The organism is Halobacillus sp. Nhm2S1 (assembly GCF_019599545.1).
Lineage (GTDB): Bacteria > Bacillota > Bacilli > Bacillales > Halobacillaceae > Halobacillus.
Genome location: NZ_JAIEZV010000004.1, coordinates 394,650 through 414,583, shown reverse-complemented (window position 1 = coordinate 414,583; position 19,934 = coordinate 394,650). Strand labels below are relative to the sequence as shown.

Sequence of the window (19,934 nt, the reverse complement as noted above, 5' to 3'; positions counted from 1 at the left end):
GATGAGATTCAAACGTGCGACAGCGATGTTCACAGCATTTCTTCTCGTCTTGCCGGCCGTTCCTGTGTCGGCAGAGGACAACGGAAAAACAGAGCCGGAAGGGAAAGGCTCCTACTCGAAAAAGCATGAAGTTGTGTACACCACGCTTGATGCTTCCGGTGATCAAGAGGAAATGTACGTCGTCAACAATTTTACAATCGAAGAGCCTGGGGAAATCATAGATTATGGCCCTTATACAAGTGTTCAGAACCTGACGGATGTCACAGAAATACAGCAGCAGAATGAAAAAGTCGAATTGCACGCGAAAGAAGAAGAGTACTACTATCAAGGAAATTTAGAAGGCAAACCACTGCCTTGGGATATTGATGTTTCCTATCAATTGGATGGAGAAGTCATGAATCCTGAAGATCTGATCGGAAAAGACGGCAGTCTCAAAGTGAGCATTGATACAACGAAAAATGAACAGGCGGATGAGAGCTTTTTCAACAACTACTTGATGCAGATCACGATGAAGCTTGATTCCATGATTTATGAAAACATTCAAGCTCCCGAAGGAACGGTCGCGAACGCTGGGAAAGACCGGCAAGTGACCTTCACCGTCATGCCTGAAAAAGAAGGAAGTTTCACTCTTACCGCGGACGTTACCGACTTGGAGATGGAAAGCATTGAATTTGCAGCGATTCCATCCTCCATGTCCATTGACGCCCCGGACATTGGCGGGATGAAGAACGACATGGGCTCCTTATCGAATGCCACGGCTGAGATCAACCAGGGTGTCGGGGAACTCAAAAACGGAATAGCTGAACTGAATGATGGCGCAGCAAGTCTGTACGGCGGATCAGAACAATTCAATAGCGGCATCCAAGGGTTAAGCAATGGTTCATCAGAGCTTGTGGAAGGCTCAGCTTCCATTAAAAACGCGCTGCAACAGATGAACGAGGCTGTCGCTTCTGGATCTGGTGAAGTGAACGTTAGTGATTTTGCCAAAATGGAAGAGGGCTTGCGTCAGCTTTCTGCAGGATTGAATGAGGTTAGAAAAGGTTTGACGAATCTGAAGGATCAGTACAGCCAAGCCCATCAGGCCCTGAGTCAGTCCATTGAAGCCATTCCCGGGTATCAGATTTCAGAACAGGAAATCCAGGCCTTGCGTGAAAGTGGAGCTGACAAGGAAGTCGTCAATAAGTTGGTAGAAACATATCAGGCCGCTCAAACCGCAAAAGGAACGTACGCTAATGTCAAAGAAGCGTATCAATCCGTCGGCCCAGCTTTGGAACAGAGTGCGGGTTCATTGAATGAAATGAGCACAAACCTGAGCGCGATGGCTGACCAGATCGGGGCCGGTATGGAAAATATGGATATCGGTGAGTCTGTAAAACAATTGCAGGAAGGATTACAGTCGCTTTCATCGAAATATGGTGAGTTTCACGCTGGACTCAAAGATTATACAGGTGGAGTTGACCAGCTGGCAGGGTCTTATGCAGACATTCACAGCGGCATTGGAAGTCTGACGAACGGAACCGACGAACTCGAAAATGGGGCTGCAGAACTCCACGAAGGTACATCCAAATTAGCGTCCAACACGAGCAATTTACCTGGTGAGATGGACTCGGAAATTGAAAAAATGGTCGAAGAATACGATAAATCTGATTTTGAACCAACTTCCTTCGTATCAGAAAAGAATGAAAAGGTTGGATCCGTACAGTTTGTCATTAAAACAGAAAGCATCAAAAAGGACGAAGAACAAGAAGAGGTTCCAGAGAAAGAAAAAGAAAAGAGCTTCTGGGATCGCTTGTTGGATTTGTTCAGGTAAAGAGGAGCCTTCTTTCAACTTCAGTTGAGAGAAGGCTTTTTATTTTTGTATGAAAGAGGGAAGCTCGCGGCTAAGAGTATGCTAATTGTGCCAAAGGGTGTGAGTCGCGCCAAAGGGGGTGTGAGTCGCGCCAAAAGGGGTGTGAGTCGCGCCAAAGGGGGTGTGAGTCGCGCCAAAAGGGGTGTGAGTCGCGCCAAAGGGGGTGTGAGTCGCGCCAAAGAGTGTGCGGATCGCGCCAAAGAGTATGCGAGTAGCGCTTAAGAGTGTGCGAATCGCACAAAAATATCGCGCTGACGATAAAAGGATAGAAATCTTGGTCAGTGCCTCAGGGTACATCGAGTTATTTTTATATTCAAATGATTATTTGATTCATACCATTGACGAAGTTGGAAGAAAGGGCATACACTATATTTAAACATTAAAACGAATATTTGAATGAAGGTGAATATATTGAGTGAAAATGTTGTGAAGAAAACGGCCAAAGATACGTGCGACACTTTTTGTTATGATGAAGAACTTGTCCAAAGGGTCCAGCCGAAGATGGAGGAAGTTATTGGTGTGGAGTTAATTTTTAAAGCCCTGTCCGATGCCACGCGTTTGAAAATTGCTTACGCGCTGACACTTGAAAATGAGCTCTGTGTTTGTGACGTAGCAAACATCATTGGTTCAACCACAGCCACCGCTTCGCATCACCTCCGATTACTGCGTAATATGAAATTAGCTAAATACCGTAAGGAAGGGAAGCTCGTTTTTTATTCTTTAGCTGACGAACATGTACACCAGTTGGTCTCTATTGCAATTCAACATTCGAAAGAAGTTTAGAAAGAAACAGAGGTGAGAGGAATGAATGAGGAGAAGAAATCGAGCTGTTGTTCAAGTTCGGAAAAGGTTATGAAAGATGAAACGGTCTCCTGTTGCTCGAGTGTCAAAGAAGAACAGGAGCCGAAAGTCACTTGTTGTTCCAGTTCCAGCTCTAAGGGTAAAGACAAAATGGAAACATCCTGTTGCTCCTCTGCCACGGAAGAAGCAGAGGCAACCACCATGTGTTGTTCTAGTGATACCAAGGGTGGTGAAGCATCCCAGGTCGATTGCTGTGGGAATGAACAAGAAGATGTTTCATGCTGTACCTCAGACAGACTTGAAGGTTCCAACGTGGTGAAGTTCAATGTGAAAGGTATGGACTGTCCTTCTTGTGCAGCTACGATTGAAAAAGGGCTGCAAAAGCTCAGCGGAATCCATTCCGTCAACGTGCAGTACGGGACGGGCAAGATGACGGTAGGTGCCGCGAATGAAGATCTTTATAACCAGATCCCGAAACATATTCGCCGGTTGGGTTTTGAGGCCGAACGGGTGGATCGTCATAAGGATCAACAAACCTATAAAATAGACGGCATGGATTGTGGCTCTTGTGCCATGACGATTGAAAAGCATTTGAGCAAAAATCCTGCCGTTCATGACGTTCAAGTCCAATTTTCAACCGGGAAAATGCAGATTCAGCATACGACCTCTCCGAAAGAAATTATAAAAGAAGTAGGAAGGGCTGGATTTCAAGCTTCCTTGGAGGGGAAAAGGGGCGACCGTCATGAGCAGCCTGTCAAAAGTAAAGGAACATCAACGACAACCTTATCTGGCTTGTTCCTAGGTTTCGGCTTTATTGGATCACTCACCAATCTCCCGGCAGATTTCATCACGGCTTTTTATGCAGCGGCTATTTTAATTGGCGGTTTCAAGCCTGCGAGAAGTGCTTTTTATGCAATCAAGAGCGGTTCTTTGGATATGAACGTCCTCATGGCTTCGGCAGCCATCGGGGCAGCCCTTATCGGCGAGTGGTTTGAGGGGGCCATGGTCGTATGGTTGTTCGCATTAGGAAATACACTTCAAAACCGGTCAATTGAACGGACGCGAGAATCAATCAGGAGTTTGATCAATCTCACGCCAAAAGAAGCTACGGTCAAATCGGGGAACCAACTTGTCCGTAAAGCGGTAGAAGTGGTTGGGGTTGGTGAAGTCATCATCGTTAAACCAGGAGAGAAAATTCCTTTGGATGGTGAAGTGGTGACAGGCACATCCAGTGTCAACCAAGCACCAATCACAGGAGAATCCTTGCCTGTAGACAAACAAACGGGAGATATCGTATATGCAGGTACAGTGAATGAAAGTGGATCATTAGAAGTTGAAGTGACGAAGCTTGTGGAAGATACAACGATAGCCAAAATCATTCACCTTGTAGAAGAGGCTCAAGAGAAAAGAGCTCCTACCCAGGCATTTGTAGACCGTTTTGCGCGAGTTTATACGCCGATTGTATTCACTCTCGCTCTGTTGGTTATGGTCCTTCCGCCTCTCTTTGGCTTTGGCACTTGGGGAGAGTGGCTGTATAAAGGGCTCGCTTTACTCGTGGTCGCCTGTCCTTGTGCTCTTGTAATTTCCACACCAGTCGCGATTGTTTCAGCCATTGGTAATGCAGCTAAAAATGGAGTCCTCATCAAGGGCGGTACTTTTCTTGAGAAGGCGGGAACCATCAAAGCCATCGCTTTCGATAAGACAGGGACGCTTACAGAAGGACGCCCAAAGGTTTCTGAAATGCACGCACTTGGCATAAGTGAATCGGAGCTGATCCGTGTGGCGCGTACCATTGAAGAATATTCCACCCACCCGATTGCGCAGGCGATTACGACGTATGCCGCCAAACGAAACATCGCAGCGATAGAAGGGGAAGACTTTCAGTCCATTGCAGGAAAAGGGGCGAAAGCGAAGTTGGCTGGCGTAGAATATTTTGCTGGAAGTCCAAAGTTGTTTGAAGACATGCAGGTACCTCTTTCTGATATTAAAGAACGGATGGATCAGTTGCAAAAAGAGGGACACACCATTGTCGTTGTAGGGACCTCTGAGAAAGCTCTAGGCCTCATCGCTGTCGCCGATACCATTCGGGATATCACCGTTCAATCCATTCAAAAGTTGAAGCAGGTGGGCATGCAGGAAATGGTGATGCTCACAGGGGACAACAAAGGGACAGCGGATAAGATTGCCAGGGAAACAGGCGTCGATCGTTATTTCGCTGAGCTCTTGCCCGAGGATAAAGTTTCAGCTGTAAAGAAGCTTCAAGCAGAAGGAAAGCGTGTAGCCATGGTTGGGGATGGAATCAATGATGCCCCGGCTTTAGCGACCTCTGATCTCGGCATCGCTATGGGGGGAGCAGGGACAGATACCGCTATGGAAACGGCAGATATTGTTCTGATGGCAGATAACCTGGAAAAGCTGCCGCACACGATTCGCTTGAGTAGGAAAGCGTTGAAAATCATCAAGCAGAATGTGTGGTTTTCTTTAGTGACGAAGCTTGCGGCACTGATGCTTATTTTCCCGGGTTTCCTGACCTTATGGATGGCTGTTTTGAGTGATACAGGGGCAGCTTTACTTGTCATTCTCAACAGTATGAGATTATTAAGAAGTAAATAAAAAAAAGGGTGCGATCTATGGATCGCACCTTTTTTTGCTGCTATTTTTTATTTACGGAGGCGTCATAGATGGAATCGACAGCTTTTTTAAGCTCTGCATCGAATTCCTGCTCAGACTGATTGGCATTCAAATCTGCAGCCAGGGCACGGGAGAAACTTGCGATAACACCATTGTTTTCTTTTAGCTTTTCGTTCGCTTCTTCACGGGAATAACCACCGGAAAGGGCAACGACTCGGACGACTCGAGGATGATCGACAAGTTCTTTGTATGCATTTGGTTGAGTTGGAATCGTAAGCTTCAGCATCACGTTCTCCTCTTCAGATAACTCGTTCAAGTGTTTCAAAATCTCGTCTCGGAGAAGTTCCTCGCATTTTTCTTTGTCGCTGCTGTGAATATCGACTTCTGGTTCGATGATTGGTACAAGGTCTGAAGCGATAATTCTTTTTCCAATGTCGAACTGCTGTTGAACAACTTCTTTGATTCCACTTGGATTCGGCTCATGAATGACAGACCGCATCTTCGTGCCGAAGATGTTACGTTCATTGGCACGCCGCAATGTTTCATCAAGATCATCAATCGGTTTCATGAGCTGGACGCCGTTTTCCTTTTCCGCCAACCCTTTGTCGACTTTAAGGAAAGGAACGATCCCTTTGCTGGCCAAGTAATCAGCTGTGAATTGACCTTCGATTTCCCTGTCCATCGTTTGCTCGAAGAGGATGGCTCCTAGGATATGGTCGGCATCAAAAGATGGGGAGGTGATGATTCTTGTCCGCATTTGATGGACAAGATCGAACATCTCATCCTCGCCTGAATAAGAATCTTCCGGGACACCATAAGCTGCCAGTGCCTTCGGTGTACTTCCACCACTTTGGTCAAGCGCAGCGATAAATCCATTACCGTTCTTCATTTTTTCAAATTGCTTATTATTCATGTTTTCCACTCCTTTTTCGTAGTGTGAAAATTTCCCTTTATACTGTTCCCTTAACAGAGCCATCTATAACCTTTGTTTAAGAAGACAGTTTAGTCTGTGTATCACTTCGTTATAGAGAATTAATTGTTCATTATTCGACCTTTTTTGTTGAAGGAAAATGGTGGTAATGGTAAAATTTATGAGAGCAAAAAGAACTAGTTCATTAAGACTACTTACTAACATCTTAGATTTATACGAATAGATGCACTGTTGGCGGCTTTTGGCAAGTATATTTTTACGGGAGGTACGTACATGAAGAGAATGTTGGGAAGTTTGCTGGTTGTTCTTGCTTTTGTTTTTGGTTCGGGGATGAATGTGTATGCAGATGAGCAGAAAGACATCGAAAAAGCTTTGGAATTGATTGAGAAAACTAATGTTGAAATCGAAGAGAAAATTGAAAAAGCAGTAGAAAAGGCCGATGAGTTAAAAGCGGAGTACACGTTAGATCTACGGAAAGTAGAAGAAGGCAAAGAAGTGGTCAAACTTAAAAAGGAAAGAAAGAAAGCGTTAAAAGAGTTGGCGGAAGAGGAAAAGGATGAAGAGAAAAAACAAAAGGCTATGGATAAGTTAGCGAAGATTGATGAAAAGTTAGAAGAGGAACAAGCTAAGGTCGAAGGAAAAATCGCGTCCATTGAAGATGACATCTCAGAACTGGAAGCATTGATAGATACAGGTCACAAAGATGAAGAAAAATTAAAAGACAAAATAGAGAAACTCAAGGGAAAACTGGGTAAGAAATCAGAGAAAGCGCAGAAATTGACAGAGGACTACGTAGAAGATTTGGATAAAGTCGTTCAAGACACTTATGATGAAACATTGAAAATGTCTCAAGATACCATCGAGAAGGCGGCAGAGAAAGGCGTAAAGGCAGAGTGTAGTTGGAAGCTTGTCCGCTTTGCGGATCGATGGGTCTGGATCGACCCAATCCGGGTAGTAGGATGGTAATCTTGATTTGAGTGACAATTCAGATAACGGTAGTGTAGAATAAAAACGAGTCCTGTCAAAGGATTCGTTTTTATTCGTATAAAGGTGTGTGATTCTATGAAGGGTTTTCAACTGAATCGTAAGGGTGAGACGCTGGAATCTGTCAAAATAGAGGAGAACATGGAATTAAGTCTTTTGTCTAAGGGAGACGGGGTCGAACTGGTCCATCAGCTTATTGAAAAAGATAAATTATTTTATGTTTACCCTAGTGACAACCCGTTGGCACTTGAGTTTTACTATGTGCTTTCAGGGGAAGCTTTTTGCGAACTAGGTTCTGAAAGAAAGCGGATAGGGGCAGGGGATTACTTTACAGCCCGTAACTTGGAAGAACCGGTACATTTTACGGCTGAATCGAGAGTCGAACTGCTATGTGCATTTACTGAACAAACCTTTGTGTACCTAAGTGAAGATATGTCTTCTCTGATGGAAATAAAAAATAAAGTGGAACAGAAAGACCCTTATACCCATCGTCATAGTGAGCGAGTAGCGAAGTATTCGGTTCAAATAGCCAGAGAGATGAAGTTAAGGAAAGAAGTGCTGGAGAATTTGACAATAGCTGCTGTCATTCATGATATAGGGAAAGTTCATGTTCCAAACGAAATACTGAATAAGCCGGATAGGCTGACGGATGAAGAGTTTGAGATTATAAAAAAACACCCGTTGGATGGTGCGGACATGCTTAAAGGTACTTCATACGAAGAGTTAAGTCCAATCATTGAGCAGCATCACGAACGATTGGATGGAAGTGGCTATCCATATGGGAAGCTTGATCACCAAATACCCATAGAATCAAAAATCATTGCAGTAAGCGATACCTTTGATGCGATGACGAAAGATCGTGCTTATAGAAAAGCTTTTTCCATAGACGACGCGGTTGCTGAAATCGTCCGGTTAAAAGGGTCTCATTACGACGCGGAAGTTGTGGAAGCTCTTGTGACTGTCCTAAATAAAGAAAACCAAAATGAACAAACCTCTGTCTCTCCCGATTCCAAATAAAAGGAATCGGTTTTTTGCTTTTAATCCACACCATAATATTGGACTACGACCAATATATAAGTTTTAATTCACCGGGTAAAGGAATAATATACAACACATGGATGGATAAAGGAGGGGTAGGAATGGGGAAGTTCATCATCAACTTGTTTGCCTTTCTTCTCGTAGTTATTGTAAATGCACTCGCGAACATACTTCCGCTGAACGGCCAGACAACAGGGGAAATTTCCAATAAACTCAACGTCTTATTTACCCCGGCTGGTTATGTATTTAGCATATGGGGGCTCATTTACATTTTACTAGGAATCTGGGTGCTCCGACAGTTCCCGAAAAGTAGAAGGGACCTGCCCATTTATCAAGAGACAAGCGGACTCTTCGTCTTAAGCTGCTTGCTGAACAGTTTCTGGATTTTTATGTGGCATTATGAATTTTTTGGGCTTTCGGTTTTAGTAATGATAGGATTGCTGTTGACTTTGATCCGCTTATATCAAACCTTACAGAAAAATGAGGCCTCTTTTTTCGACCGGCTTCCGTTCTCTGTTTATCTTGGTTGGATCAGTGTCGCAACCATCGCAAACATCAGCTACTATTTAACCTACATCGGCTGGGATGGGTTTGGAATTTCCGCCTCCGTATGGACGGTATTGTTGATGGTCATAGGTACATTGCTTGCTGTCTTCTTTATGAAAAGTCAGGATGATTGGGTATATCCGCTCGTTTTTGTCTGGGCGTTTATCGGCATCGGGGTGAAAAATCAAGGCAGCGACGTACCTCTAGTTGTGAACTCCGCTTTTATTCTTGCGGGACTGCTACTTGTGATCACCATTTTATATGCAGTTAGAAAAAAATAAAAGCCACTTGATGCCTACATCAAGTGGCTTTTTTTATTCACCAAGAAACAGGGAGGGAATCAAGTCCTCTTAAAAGGAAGACGGAGCGCCATTCAGGTGAGCGTACATCGTGGTTTAGATGGATGTCCGGAAATGTTGATAGCAGTTTTTCCAGAGCAATTTTTCCTTCCAGTCGCGCGAGAGGGGCGCCGAGACAAAAGTGAATTCCAAAACCAAATGCGACGTGAGCATTTCTTTCTCTCGTAACATCAAAATGAGAGGCGCGTTCAAATTTTTCTTCATCCCGATTGGCGGAACTAATGGAAGCCAAGATGAAATCACCACGCCGGATCAACTGGCCGTGGAAATCGATGTCTTCATCTGCCCACCGAGCGGTCGAAAAATCGACAGGACTGTAATAGCGAAGCCCTTCTTCGATTGCACCAGGAATGAGAGTAGGGTCAGCCTTTACATTTTCAAGCTGGTCAGGATGTTCAAACAGAGCATATAGGGTGTTCCCGATCAAATTGACCGTTGTTTCGTGACCGGCGATGATCAAAAGGACAATCATAGAATAGAGTTCATTCCTCGTCAGCTGTTCCCCGTCTTCTTCGGTTTGAATGAGATGGGAAACCAAATCATCCTGAGGTTCGGCTTTCCTTTGTTCAAAAAGCTCCGTCAAATAGGTAGTGAAAGCTTCTACATCATCCATAAAGTCAGGGTCCATTTCATTGGATGCTGAGACAATGGTGTTGGACCATGTTCTGAATTTATCCCGGTCTGCTGCGGGAACACCTAGCATCTCACTGATGACGATAATGGGAAGTGGAAAAGCGTAATCATCAATTAAGTCGACCGTTGTTTCTTTTTGTTTCATCTGGTTCAATAGATCATCTGCAATTTCACGGATTCTGGGTTCTAGCTGCTTAATGGTTTTAGGGTTGAAATAAGGTTGGACGAGTTTGCGCAGGCGGGTATGGTCAGGTGGGTCAACGTCGAGCATCATGTTTTGGAAGATATTGAATTCATTTTGTTCAGCGTCTTGAGATGAAGAAGAAAATAATTTGCTTTGGTCCTTAATGAAACTGGGTGATTTCAAAAGTTCTTTCACGTGATTATATTTCGTAATCATCCAGGAGTGGTTCGTTCCACTACTGTTCATTGAAAAAATGGGTTGATCTTCCCTCAATTCTTTGTAGAAAGGATAGGCTCCTGTTTTAAAGTTTGACTGCTGAAGTGTTTCCATGTTCCCCATTCAAAGTTCCTCCTCTGAAATGATCTGTCTACCTTGGATTATATAAGGGATTAAGTGCAAATGGAAATAAAAGGAGTACCAGGTCATCCAGATTCTGGATGACCTGGTACTCCTTTTATTGTAAGCGTTATTCCTTACGATTTTGAGGGAAAGTGATAGGATAAGGGTAGGCTTGGAAAGAAAGGTGGAAGCAAAGTGAAGAAAATACAACTAGGTCAAAGTGATTTACAGGTCGGGGAAATTTCACTCGGCTGTATGAGAATGAGTGAACTGAGCACGAAGGATGCATCTGAAGTGATCACGAATGCAGTCGAGAATGGAGTCGATTTATTTGATCACGCCGATATCTATGGAAAAGGAGAGTCGGAGTCTGTATTTGCGGAAGCTCTGAAAAAGACTAGCGTGTCACGTGAGGACATCAAGCTCCAAACAAAGTGCGGCATCCGCAAAGGTTTCTTCGATTTTTCTAAAGAGCATATTCTGGAGTCTGTGGAAGGCAGTTTAAAGCGGTTAAATACAGATCATGTGGACAGTTTTCTGCTCCACCGTCCAGATGCTTTAATGGAGCCGGAAGAAGTAGCAGAAGCGTTTACCAATCTGAAAGAAAGCGGAAAGGTGCGTTACTTCGGTGTCAGTAACCAAAACCCGATGCAGATGGAACTACTGAAGAAATATATGGGAGAAAGCCTGATCGTCAACCAGCTGCAACTCAGTATCGTCCATACGCCGATGATTGATGCAGGATTCAATGTGAACATGCAAAACGATCCGGCCGTCGTCAGGGACAGCAACGTCTTGGAGTACTGTCGCCTGAATGACATCACCATTCAAGCATGGTCGCCTTTCCAGCACGGAATGATTGAAGGGCCTTTTGTAGGAAATGACGCGTTCCCAGAAGTGAATGCCAAGCTTCAGGAACTGGCTGAAAAATATGACGTGACAGACTCTGCCATCGCGATTGCCTGGATTCTGCGTCACCCTGCTAACATTCAACCTGTCGTGGGGACAATGAATACACAGCGGATGGAGGACATTGCCAAAGCTTCTCATATTGTGTTGTCCAGAGAAGAGTGGTACGAGCTTTACCGGGCTGCTGGTAACGATTTACCGTAATATCTGTTGGAGTAGGAGGCTAATCGGGTTTGCGGTTAGCCTTCTTTTCGTATGGAGAACCTTTCCTCCTATAAAATAGGGAGAATCTAGAATGAGAAAAAGTCTTTAGCAAATGATAATAAGAGCGATAAATCCGTCTTTTTGATTGAAAATGCTGTAAAAAGAATGGGGATTATGAAAAAATCATAATTGTAAGCGTTTATTTTGTAAGAATGTGTTGTGCTTCACAAGATTATATTTTACTCTAGTAACGTTAGCTATAAAATGGCACTCTTACTGTTTTATAACAGGTAGAGCTTTCGTTGCTTGTACTAGTTATTTACTTATAAAAAAATGAGCCCCGGGCTCAAAAAAAGGAGAAGTGGATATGGCAGATTCATTCACAACAGAAAAAGACGAGCAGACAAACGTTGCTCGTGACGAGCGTGAACTGCTCGACCAACTACTGGAACCTGAAGTACAGGAATCTTTGACTGTTCTTGTGAAAGAGCTTCCGAAGCTTACCGAATTGGTGAAGATTCTTTCAAGCTCCTACGACACCGTTCAAGCGCTTGCGACGGATGAAGTTCTGAAAAAAGACACGGTTGAGTTCATGTCAGAAGTGGCTGAACCTCTCAAACATTCCGTGAAAGAAGTAGCACAGAACGCAATCGAAGCGAAAGACCATGCGGAAAGCAGCTCAGAAGTCATCGGACTATTCGGCTTGATGAAGATGTTGAAAGACCCTCAAGCTCAAAAAATGTTCCGTTTCGTTAACGCATACTTAAAAGTATCTGCTGAACGCAATCACAAAGAGTAGGAAATGGAGGAATCAACATGTCAAAAGAAATCGTCATTCTAGGCGGCGGTTATGGCGGGCTTCTTGCCGCTTTGTCTGTGCGCCAATACATGGACGCTTCTGAAGCGAACGTCACAATCATTAACAAAACCCCGACACACCAAATTATTACAGAATTGCACCGTTTGGCAGCAGGAAACATTTCTGAGCAGGCGGCAGCACTTCCTCTTGAGAAGTTATTGAAAGGAAAAGACATCAACCTTAAGGTTGCGACGATCGAGTCCTTTTCTGTCAATGATAAAAAGATTTCACTGGAAGATGGATCTGAACTATTCTATGATGCTTTGGTCGTAGCACTGGGTAGTGTAACGAACTACTTCGGCATCCCTGGATTGCAGGAACACAGCATGGTTCTTAAATCTGCGGAAGATGCGAACAAGATCCGTGAACATGTGGAAGCTCGAATTCGCGATTATGCACAGACAAATAACGAAGCAGATGCGCACATCGTCATCGGTGGCGGTGGCTTGACTGGTGTCGAGCTTGTCGGTGAATTGGCTGATGAAACACCAGCGATGGCTAAAAAATACGGGGTTAACCCTGAAGAAATCAAGTTGACACTTGTAGAAGCGATGCCAAAGATTTTGCCGATGCTTCCTGATCACTTGATTGAAAGAGCTACCAAGAGCTTGGAAAAACGCGGCGTTGAATTCCTGACAGAACTTCCTGTCACGAATGTAGAAGGAAACGTCATTGAATTGAAAGACGGCCGTAAGCTGACAGCGAATACGTTCGTTTGGACAGGCGGCGTTGCAGGAAACCCACTTGTCGGTGAATCCGGCATAGAAGTGAATCGTGGACGTGCTTCTGTGAACAACTACCTTCAATCCGTTTCTCATAAAGACGTATTTGTTGTAGGTGATAGTGCGGTTTACTTCAAACCAGGTGATGAGCGCCCACAACCACCAACAGCACAAATCGCATGGCAGATGGGTGAAACTGTTGGTTATAACCTATATGCCTTCCTTGAAGACAAGAGCTTTGAAGAGTTCGAACCTGTTAACTCAGGTACGCTTGCAAGCCTTGGCCGTAAAGACGCGGTTGCCTTCATCGGTGCCAACCAGACACCACTGAAAGGTCTTCCGGCTTCTGTGATGAAAGAAGCAAGTAACGTGCGTTATCTTTCCCACATTAAAGGGCTATTCGCGCTTGCCTATTAAGAAAATATGATAAGGTGAATCACCTTCACGAACGCCTGCTTCCAATCGCTCCCAAGCGAAAACAAAGCAGGCGTTTTTTTGCGTTGAATTTACATTATTTGCCACACCAGGTCATCCAGATATTGGATGACCTGGTGTGGCTATTTCTGGGGATGGAGCGCTTATGTATAAAGGGGAAGGGGTGGGTGCAGAATGGAGATAATCGATTTCTTGGAGTGGTGGGAGATGTATTTATTATTAGTCATTGTGGTGTGGATTCTTTTTGCCTATCGATTTGTTGATTGGAAGCAGGTAGGCAAGCAATACCCGACGATCTTATTTTTTATTGCTGTGAACATGACCTACAATTTTCTTTATTATAATCATACGCTGTGGGCCTTCCGCGGAGTGACGCTGGAGTGGTTGAACCATTCCATCATTAACATGGCGTTCACTTTCTTCATCTGCCCTGTCGGCTTAATTATCTATTTACAGCGTTTCCCCCGAACGAAAAGCGCTCAGTTCATCTATATCACAATCTGGGTCGCATTTTACACGGTTTTGGAATGGCTGTTTTCTTTGAAAGGGATGTACGTCTATGATCATGGGTGGAACAACTGGCTCAACATTCCGTTGAATGCGATTTTATTCATCGTGATTTATATCCATTACCGGAATCCTGTCCGCGCCCTCATCATATCCCTGCCCATGGCTGTCCTTTTCTACGTATTCTTTCCGTTCCCTTTGGACAGTTTAAAATAGAAAGGATGTCATGCAACCGTGCTCATACGTGATGTGTTGTCTGTCCCCATGTTTTTGATCCTGCTTTTTACTACTTATATAGCTATGTGGACATACATCGGCAAGAAAAAAATCAATAAAAAATGACCTGCTCTTTTGGAAGAAGAGGCAGGTCATTCTTTTATTTGATTTGCGTTCGTTTTGATGATGGATGGCTGTCTTCGAATTTCTTAAAAGAGGTCTCCGGTTTAAGGGCAATCGTTTCCTCTCCAGCTTGTTTTCCGAGAGATTTATATTTGAGTTGGAATTCATCCTGCACTTCAGGTGATTCCTCAACGGAAGGTGACTGTCTCATGCCGGCGATCCAAGTGTCGAAATCGTACATGCCACGGTCGATAATCAAGCCTAAATCTTCGAGTGACTGTGTCAATTCGTTCAAGCAATCCAAACCGTTCCTTAATATAATGCCTTTTTCTTTGGCTTTATCAACGGAATGCTCGAGACGGTAGCTCTCCCCCTGATATGTAAACTCCACAAAACAACTGTTACGGTCCCAATTAAAATTGAAATTCTCAACCTTCAGGCGTTTGACTACTTTGATCAATCTTTTTTCACAAATGCTTTGCTCTTTATGTGGCATCCATCGGAATAGGACATTCTTGAATAAACGATTCTTGAACATGCCATTCACCTTCCTTTTTTATTAAGCCTAATCATGTAGTGACTGTATAACTATTTCTACAAGGTCCCTGCAATGACCTTCCATTTTCAAGGATAATTTGTAGAATAAAGGAATTTCACTTCAATCCTTGCAAAAGGCTCTCGTCCTTTTCCCGAATGAGGTCGTAAGTTTCGAGCAAATGTTCAGGGACTAATGCTCGTCCATAATTCCAGGCATTGGTTTCAATGACTGCCTTCAACTCTTCAATCTCCTCATCTCCCCCATACATGAGTGTGCGTAAATCGTGTCTATGTTTTTTGAATGTGAGGTAGTAACCGATTTCATGATAGAGGATGATTTTGACAACGTTTTCTTCAGGTTCACTTACCTTTATTTTACTCATATATCCGTTGATTTGTAGATAGTTAAAATTCACCGTATTTGTGGAAACATTAAAACTCATGGGTGCTGGAAGTTTATTATTGATTTCATAATCGATGTCCAATTGATGTTCAAGCAGAGTATTCTTAATAATCTCTTCAACCTGCCGTATGTAAAGCATGAAAATCACTGACCTTTCCTTTCTATTATTCTCAGTATAAGTGAAGGAAAGGAGTGAACCAAGGTACGATACGCTCATAATGAAAAAGTCCTATAACGGGCCATTGGTAGGATACAGGGACTATAGGGAACGATCTTCCTGAAGGTCGAAGAAAATTCCTTAGCTGTGGGCGCACATATCAAACGAAAATCTTTTCGACACGTATAATACGGTATCTGAATCATTAAGGAGTGAAAAAAATGAGTTATCGTGCGTATGATCATGATTATGACTATGATTCTCACCATAAAGGTGGATGCTGTGGAAAAAAAGATAAACACCATAAAGGGAAACATTATAAAAACTGTGTTGAAGAAGTATTAGAGGCCATTCTCTATGCGCAAAAGAAAGTGAAGAACGAATGTTACACTTCTTGTCAACAATCAATCAATGAACTTCTAGGAGAAAAGCGTGTGAAGAAAAACACGATTCCTTTCCTTTTATATTGCGGTTGTGAACCTTTCAAGGGTACAGGTGTAGCTACTTATTCCTGTCATTCTAAGAAAGAAAAAATCAAGTGTATCCATACCCACATTTTTAAAATTAAAGAACTGAATAAAGATTGCGCGGTTCTTGAGCTTCTTGACTTTAAATCAGACTTGAAAGAAAAGCATCCGAAGAATTGTCACAGCAAGCATGGGTCCGCCTGTCATCAACTAGACCATAAGAGCTTGAATGACCTTGTTGGAACCGGCATCTGCATCACTGTGGATTTGTCTTGTTTCTGTGCAATTACCTGCCTGCCAGCGGTTCACTTATAAAAAACGTCAAGTTTCAAAGTGTCCAAACATTGAATGACCTTTCCTATGCATATTACGGTAAAAGAAAAGAAGGTAGCTCCAGCAGCCTACCTTCTGTACATAAGTGCTTACCCTCCGAATGCCTCTAACAGATCCTCGATTTCCTGAAGGTCCATCTCTTGTGAACCAGCTGTTTTCTTGTTGGAGAGTGGGACATTTCCCTTCTGGTAAGAACCTCCCGCCAGTAACCTTTTTATTTCCAGCAATTCAGACAAGACCCCATTTGTACCCTCTGGCTGAGAAACAGCCGCCTTATGAAAGTAATGGTTCAAGGCAGAGAATATCAAATGATTTAAGGTGTTATTTTCTGAATGATAGGCAATTTCCTCTTTAATTTCAGCGGAGACCGCGTGCTGATCTCCGGTTTTTATGTCAATGAAGGAATCAGGGATCGTAAGCACGGTTTCTTTAAAATAATCGTGATATACGTTTGACATTCCTTCACCCTCTAACTTTTGGTATAAGCGTAATCGTCCGCATACTCTTTGTTCTTGCTGATCCACTGCATCTTAGCGAGAATCATTAATCCCTGGACGTTCAGTTGCGACATATTTTCAGGGAAAAGTAAATCGATTGGACGGCCGCGCTCATTCCATTTCACGGCTGCTTCTTTGATTTGTTTTTCGGCGATTTCAGCGGCTCCACCGACCGCAATATAACGGGATGCACCCTTGATTTCATTGGAACGGCTTCTCACTCGGTCAAAATGTTCGAGATACTTGATGGCCATTAAACGCAGCTGTGGGGTGATGTATTTACTAATATCTTTCCGTACTCCTGCGAATGGTTCAACATACCATTCGGACTGTCCGGCAACAAGTTTTTCTTCAAGCTCCGAACGAGAATTGAAGCTGTACATTTCATTTTTACTTACTTTCTGTATGATATGGTCGAGGAATTGGTTGATGCCGAACGGCTCACCTTCGACAGATGCCACCGGTTTATTTTTTTTGATCCCTACAAAGTCCACCGAATCTCCACCGAGGTCACCGATAAGAATACCTTTGGATGAATCCTTCACGAGTGAGTCGTCCGAGATCATAAGCGTCTCCTGATCTCGCGTCAAAGCTAAGTAGGCAAGAGCGCCTTCCGCACCTACAATAACATCATCAATCTGTATTTTGACTGCGACTTCCTTTGGTTCTCGGATACCCGGAACTTTATGAAAAATGACCGTATGATTTCCAATTAAACGCTGTTTAAAGATTGCTTTCTTTTCCTTGTACTGCGTCGTTGGTAACGATACTGCCAGCTGATCAACCGTAAATTTGAGATCTTCTTCAGCAGGGTTGGTCAGTAGAGCATGATACGCAGCGGTTGCAAAAAGTAAGATGTACGTGCGTTCCTCGTCGACTTTTTGATTATTGAATGAAGTTAAGCTGACGTTTTTCTGCTGCATCGCTGACTTACCAATATAAAAGATCTCCCGCCGATCTTGAATCGCAGGACTTTTGATTTCAACGATCAAATTCTCTTCAAGATCCACATCTTCTTCATCATAAGGCTTTTCGTAAAACTCCTCATCAAACAAGGCGATTGCGTTCGGCATCTGATAATCAAACGTTTCCCCTTGATTAGATACCAAAGCTTTGTACCAGCTGTTTCCGACATCTACGGCAAGAAAATTATTTCTGTTCATTTTCTACCTCCTCGTTCTACAACCTATGTAGTAGAGGCCGTCCCTGTGCGAATACCCAATTTCCTGACTCGAACTTTGCAAAATTCAGACCGAGAAGGAGAGCGAATCGCGCCAAAGGGAGTGGGAACCGCGCCAAAGAGTGTGGAAGCCATGTGCCAATGAGAGAATATAGAAATACAGCATAAGAAACTTCTAAGGAAAGTAGATAAAGACTTTATCTATTAAATTGGAGGACTTGTTTAAAAGTTCCACGTTTATACTCCTTCAAATGACCATGCTTAATAGAGTAGATTGCATAGAATACAGTGAGGTTAATATAAAGGAGGAAAATAGTGATGAAAAAAGATAATTGTCACGATCAATGTGTAAACCTTAATGCGTCAGCCTCAGTTGACAATTGCACAAACGGAGGTCCAGTGGATACTCCAGTGAACCCTTCAGATGAACTTACAATCAAAGTTCCTGTGGAGTTGGGTGCTTATGATGTTACAACTCACCTTGTAGCGAATATCAAATTCCCACATCCTGTACTAGAAATTAAAGACATCAAGAAAAGAGTGGTTATCACTCAGTGTCGTCTGATGACTCGTACTTCAACAGGTAGCGACGATTTGTTCACTGATGGAGAGTTCCCGTTGTTCATCAAAGGTTATGTACGCAAGAACATCCAATATGCCACTCCATGTTACGGAGTGAAAGGTGATTGTGTATCTTCTGATATTAAATCATTGACAACGAAGATTCACTTTGACTGCATGACAACGGTAGACCTTTCAGGTATGGTCCAACTTCCTGTAGCGAACACAAGAAGAGAATTTGACTTCTTCCGTGCTCAGGACCTGGGTAAAGGATTCCCTGAAAAAGATCAACTTCTATCCAGTGACCTGTCTCAGTTCCACCAAGAAAGCACACAAGCGTACAACGAACTCCCTTACTGTGAGTTGATCGCGAGTGATATCATCGAGTGGGATGAAGCGACAGACCGCGAAGCGTACAGCCCGGTTGACGAAGGCTACTTCCACCACATCGTTGAGAAGATGATGGTCAGATTCCGCGTGAAAGTTTTGCAAAAGCAACAAGTCGAACTAGATAGAAACGGAAATGGAAACGGAAACGGATAATCTACTGAACATTAAAACACGGTCCCATAAAAGGATCGTGTTTTCTTATTTTATTCCAGAGGCGTCTGATGGTTCATCCTCCATAAGCTTGTTGGCTTGAACGTATCTCAAAATCGAGATAAGAGCCCAGACATTGTCGTTTCTTCTACATACCATGGGGATATCTTTCGTTTAGGAGGCCATCGAATGTCTGATAAACATAACGATTCTTATGAGTGTGAAAAAGGGTATTGTAAGCCATGCAAGCCTCACGTGAGCATTGGGAAAATCGTCACAAAGGTGCCGGTCGTTCTCGCCGAACTCAATGTCCAGCTGAACATAAATGAAACCATCACTTTTCCAGAACCTGTTCTTGAAATCAAAGACATTAAGAAAAGAGTAGCTTTGACACAATGCCGTTTGCTCCTCCCGACAAAAAAACTTTTCATTAAAGGATTCGTCCGTAAAAATATCCAATATGCAAGTCCATCGAACGAAATTGAAATGAGCACGGATACGACGGTCGCTTCAGATCTCCATTCGTTCACCGTGGATATTCCATTTGATACGGTCATTGAAATCAAAGACTTCTTATCTATGCCGGTCATGCCGAAAAATAATAAGCGTGAAGAATTTGACTTTGCCGTATCACAACCCTTACCTTCTGGATTCCCTGAAAAGGATGAATTGTTGAGCAGTGATCTTTCTCAATACCACCAGGAGAGCAGCCAGTATTATAATGAGCTTCCTTATTGTGAACTTCTTTCCAGTAAGATCATTGAATGGGATGAGGCCATCGATCGTCAACCACTTCCGGGTTCTTCACCATTCAATGAAGGGTACTTCACTCAAGTTGAAGAAAAAATGGTGCTTGATATTTACTTGAAAGTTCTTCAGGACCAGCAAATCCGCGTAGCTTCAGCTTCCAATGATGACTGCTGAGTGAAGGATATGAAAAGAAAGGAGGGGAGAAAGGATGCTGAAGGGCAAGCACCTTTCTGAGTGAG

19 protein-coding genes are annotated in these 19,934 nt (G+C 43.4%); 13 read left to right on the top strand and 6 right to left on the bottom strand.

What is annotated here, in order from left to right; translation table 11 throughout:
- Position 1 precedes the first annotated feature (1 nt).
- From K2225_RS17465 to K2225_RS17455, 3 genes are all read left to right on the top strand, one after another.
- Positions 2-1,810 carry a YhgE/Pip domain-containing protein gene (locus K2225_RS17465; RefSeq protein WP_220585914.1) on the top strand — a complete coding sequence of 603 codons (1,809 nt, stop codon included), beginning with the start codon at positions 2-4 and terminating at the stop codon, positions 1,808-1,810.
- A 435-nt stretch (positions 1,811-2,245) separates the two neighbouring features.
- Positions 2,246-2,632, top strand: coding sequence for an ArsR/SmtB family transcription factor (locus tag K2225_RS17460; protein WP_220585913.1), 387 nt, complete (start codon positions 2,246-2,248; stop codon positions 2,630-2,632).
- Between the two features lie 21 nt (positions 2,633-2,653).
- Positions 2,654-5,263: a heavy metal translocating P-type ATPase gene (locus K2225_RS17455; RefSeq protein ID WP_255574658.1), complete on the top strand. Its 2,610-nt coding sequence runs from the start codon at positions 2,654-2,656 to the stop codon at positions 5,261-5,263.
- 40 nt (positions 5,264-5,303) lie between these two features.
- Here the strand turns inward: K2225_RS17455 and K2225_RS17450 are convergent, their stop codons facing one another.
- Positions 5,304-6,194, bottom strand: coding sequence for a fructose bisphosphate aldolase (locus tag K2225_RS17450; RefSeq protein ID WP_220585912.1), 891 nt, complete (start codon positions 6,192-6,194; stop codon positions 5,304-5,306).
- 291 nt (positions 6,195-6,485) lie between these two features.
- Here K2225_RS17450 and K2225_RS17445 point away from each other — a divergent pair, with 291 nt between their 5' ends.
- The 3 genes from K2225_RS17445 to K2225_RS17435 all read left to right on the top strand — a co-directional run bounded on the left by K2225_RS17445 (position 6,486) and on the right by K2225_RS17435 (position 9,061).
- Positions 6,486-7,178: a coiled-coil domain-containing protein gene (locus K2225_RS17445; protein WP_220585911.1), complete on the top strand. Its 693-nt coding sequence runs from the start codon at positions 6,486-6,488 to the stop codon at positions 7,176-7,178.
- 96 nt (positions 7,179-7,274) lie between these two features.
- Entirely contained in the window at positions 7,275-8,213 is a 939-nt protein-coding gene (locus K2225_RS17440; RefSeq protein ID WP_220585910.1) for an HD-GYP domain-containing protein, read from the top strand.
- 122 nt (positions 8,214-8,335) lie between these two features.
- Entirely contained in the window at positions 8,336-9,061 is a 726-nt protein-coding gene (locus tag K2225_RS17435; RefSeq protein WP_220585909.1) for a TspO/MBR family protein, read from the top strand.
- A 37-nt stretch (positions 9,062-9,098) separates the two neighbouring features.
- Here K2225_RS17435 and K2225_RS17430 read toward each other — a convergent pair whose 3' ends face one another.
- Positions 9,099-10,295 carry a cytochrome P450 family protein gene (locus K2225_RS17430; protein WP_220585908.1) on the bottom strand — a complete coding sequence of 399 codons (1,197 nt, stop codon included), beginning with the start codon at positions 10,293-10,295 and terminating at the stop codon, positions 9,099-9,101.
- Between the two features lie 195 nt (positions 10,296-10,490).
- Between K2225_RS17430 and K2225_RS17425 the strand changes: the two genes are divergently transcribed.
- The 4 genes from K2225_RS17425 (at position 10,491) to K2225_RS17410 (ending at position 14,147) form a co-directional block, all read left to right on the top strand.
- Positions 10,491-11,408, top strand: a complete 918-nt coding sequence (locus K2225_RS17425) for an aldo/keto reductase (RefSeq protein WP_220585907.1) — start codon at positions 10,491-10,493, stop codon at positions 11,406-11,408.
- A gap of 367 nt (positions 11,409-11,775) precedes the next feature.
- Positions 11,776-12,207, top strand: coding sequence for a helical membrane plugin domain-containing protein (locus K2225_RS17420; protein ID WP_220585906.1), 432 nt, complete (start codon positions 11,776-11,778; stop codon positions 12,205-12,207).
- 17 nt (positions 12,208-12,224) lie between these two features.
- Positions 12,225-13,406, top strand: coding sequence for an NAD(P)/FAD-dependent oxidoreductase (locus tag K2225_RS17415; RefSeq protein ID WP_220585905.1), 1,182 nt, complete (start codon positions 12,225-12,227; stop codon positions 13,404-13,406).
- A gap of 192 nt (positions 13,407-13,598) precedes the next feature.
- Positions 13,599-14,147 (top strand): CBO0543 family protein, encoded by a 549-nt coding sequence (locus K2225_RS17410; protein WP_255574657.1) that lies wholly within the window; start codon positions 13,599-13,601, stop codon positions 14,145-14,147.
- A gap of 160 nt (positions 14,148-14,307) precedes the next feature.
- On the opposite strand, the gene K2225_RS17405 is transcribed toward K2225_RS17410, so the two are convergent.
- Both K2225_RS17405 and K2225_RS17400 read right to left on the bottom strand, forming a co-directional pair.
- Positions 14,308-14,808, bottom strand: a complete 501-nt coding sequence (locus K2225_RS17405) for a hypothetical protein (RefSeq protein WP_220585904.1) — start codon at positions 14,806-14,808, stop codon at positions 14,308-14,310.
- 115 nt (positions 14,809-14,923) lie between these two features.
- Positions 14,924-15,427 carry a hypothetical protein gene (locus K2225_RS17400; protein WP_370632775.1) on the bottom strand — a complete coding sequence of 168 codons (504 nt, stop codon included), beginning with the start codon at positions 15,425-15,427 and terminating at the stop codon, positions 14,924-14,926.
- 161 nt (positions 15,428-15,588) lie between these two features.
- Between K2225_RS17400 and K2225_RS17395 the strand changes: the two genes are divergently transcribed.
- Positions 15,589-16,149, top strand: a complete 561-nt coding sequence (locus K2225_RS17395; RefSeq protein WP_220585903.1) for a CotY/CotZ family spore coat protein — start codon at positions 15,589-15,591, stop codon at positions 16,147-16,149.
- Positions 16,150-16,256: 107 nt separating this feature from the next.
- Here the strand turns inward: K2225_RS17395 and K2225_RS17390 are convergent, their stop codons facing one another.
- Both K2225_RS17390 and K2225_RS17385 read right to left on the bottom strand, forming a co-directional pair.
- Positions 16,257-16,625, bottom strand: a complete 369-nt coding sequence (locus K2225_RS17390) for a dehydrogenase (RefSeq protein WP_220585902.1) — start codon at positions 16,623-16,625, stop codon at positions 16,257-16,259.
- An 11-nt stretch (positions 16,626-16,636) separates the two neighbouring features.
- The gene (locus tag K2225_RS17385) at positions 16,637-17,827 is read right to left on the bottom strand and encodes a ParM/StbA family protein (protein WP_220585901.1); all 1,191 of its coding nucleotides are present in this window, start codon (positions 17,825-17,827) and stop codon (positions 16,637-16,639) included.
- 335 nt (positions 17,828-18,162) lie between these two features.
- Here K2225_RS17385 and K2225_RS17380 point away from each other — a divergent pair, with 335 nt between their 5' ends.
- The gene (locus K2225_RS17380; RefSeq protein ID WP_220585900.1) at positions 18,163-18,948 is read left to right on the top strand and encodes a CsxC family protein; all 786 of its coding nucleotides are present in this window, start codon (positions 18,163-18,165) and stop codon (positions 18,946-18,948) included.
- 186 nt (positions 18,949-19,134) lie between these two features.
- Positions 19,135-19,869, top strand: coding sequence for a CsxC family protein (locus tag K2225_RS17375; protein WP_220585899.1), 735 nt, complete (start codon positions 19,135-19,137; stop codon positions 19,867-19,869).
- Positions 19,870-19,934: the final 65 nt, after the last annotated feature.

What these genes read in the sequence shown, in the direction of transcription:
- K2225_RS17465 (WP_220585914.1), top strand. Translation starts at nt 2, where the DNA reads ATGAGATTCAAACGTGCGACAGCGATGTTCACAGCATTTCTTCTCGTC.
- K2225_RS17460 (WP_220585913.1), top strand. Translation starts at nt 2,246, where the DNA reads ATGAAGGTGAATATATTGAGTGAAAATGTTGTGAAGAAAACGGCCAAA.
- K2225_RS17455 (WP_255574658.1), top strand. Translation starts at nt 2,654, where the DNA reads ATGAATGAGGAGAAGAAATCGAGCTGTTGTTCAAGTTCGGAAAAGGTT.
- K2225_RS17450 (WP_220585912.1), bottom strand. Translation starts at nt 6,194, where the DNA reads ATGAATAATAAGCAATTTGAAAAAATGAAGAACGGTAATGGATTTATC.
- K2225_RS17445 (WP_220585911.1), top strand. Translation starts at nt 6,486, where the DNA reads ATGAAGAGAATGTTGGGAAGTTTGCTGGTTGTTCTTGCTTTTGTTTTT.
- K2225_RS17440 (WP_220585910.1), top strand. Translation starts at nt 7,275, where the DNA reads ATGAAGGGTTTTCAACTGAATCGTAAGGGTGAGACGCTGGAATCTGTC.
- K2225_RS17435 (WP_220585909.1), top strand. Translation starts at nt 8,336, where the DNA reads ATGGGGAAGTTCATCATCAACTTGTTTGCCTTTCTTCTCGTAGTTATT.
- K2225_RS17430 (WP_220585908.1), bottom strand. Translation starts at nt 10,295, where the DNA reads ATGGGGAACATGGAAACACTTCAGCAGTCAAACTTTAAAACAGGAGCC.
- K2225_RS17420 (WP_220585906.1), top strand. Translation starts at nt 11,776, where the DNA reads ATGGCAGATTCATTCACAACAGAAAAAGACGAGCAGACAAACGTTGCT.
- K2225_RS17415 (WP_220585905.1), top strand. Translation starts at nt 12,225, where the DNA reads ATGTCAAAAGAAATCGTCATTCTAGGCGGCGGTTATGGCGGGCTTCTT.
- K2225_RS17410 (WP_255574657.1), top strand. Translation starts at nt 13,599, where the DNA reads ATGGAGATAATCGATTTCTTGGAGTGGTGGGAGATGTATTTATTATTA.
- K2225_RS17405 (WP_220585904.1), bottom strand. Translation starts at nt 14,808, where the DNA reads ATGTTCAAGAATCGTTTATTCAAGAATGTCCTATTCCGATGGATGCCA.
- K2225_RS17400 (WP_370632775.1), bottom strand. Translation starts at nt 15,427, where the DNA reads ATGAGCGTATCGTACCTTGGTTCACTCCTTTCCTTCACTTATACTGAG.
- K2225_RS17395 (WP_220585903.1), top strand. Translation starts at nt 15,589, where the DNA reads ATGAGTTATCGTGCGTATGATCATGATTATGACTATGATTCTCACCAT.
- K2225_RS17390 (WP_220585902.1), bottom strand. Translation starts at nt 16,625, where the DNA reads ATGTCAAACGTATATCACGATTATTTTAAAGAAACCGTGCTTACGATC.
- K2225_RS17385 (WP_220585901.1), bottom strand. Translation starts at nt 17,827, where the DNA reads ATGAACAGAAATAATTTTCTTGCCGTAGATGTCGGAAACAGCTGGTAC.
- K2225_RS17380 (WP_220585900.1), top strand. Translation starts at nt 18,163, where the DNA reads ATGAAAAAAGATAATTGTCACGATCAATGTGTAAACCTTAATGCGTCA.
- K2225_RS17375 (WP_220585899.1), top strand. Translation starts at nt 19,135, where the DNA reads ATGTCTGATAAACATAACGATTCTTATGAGTGTGAAAAAGGGTATTGT.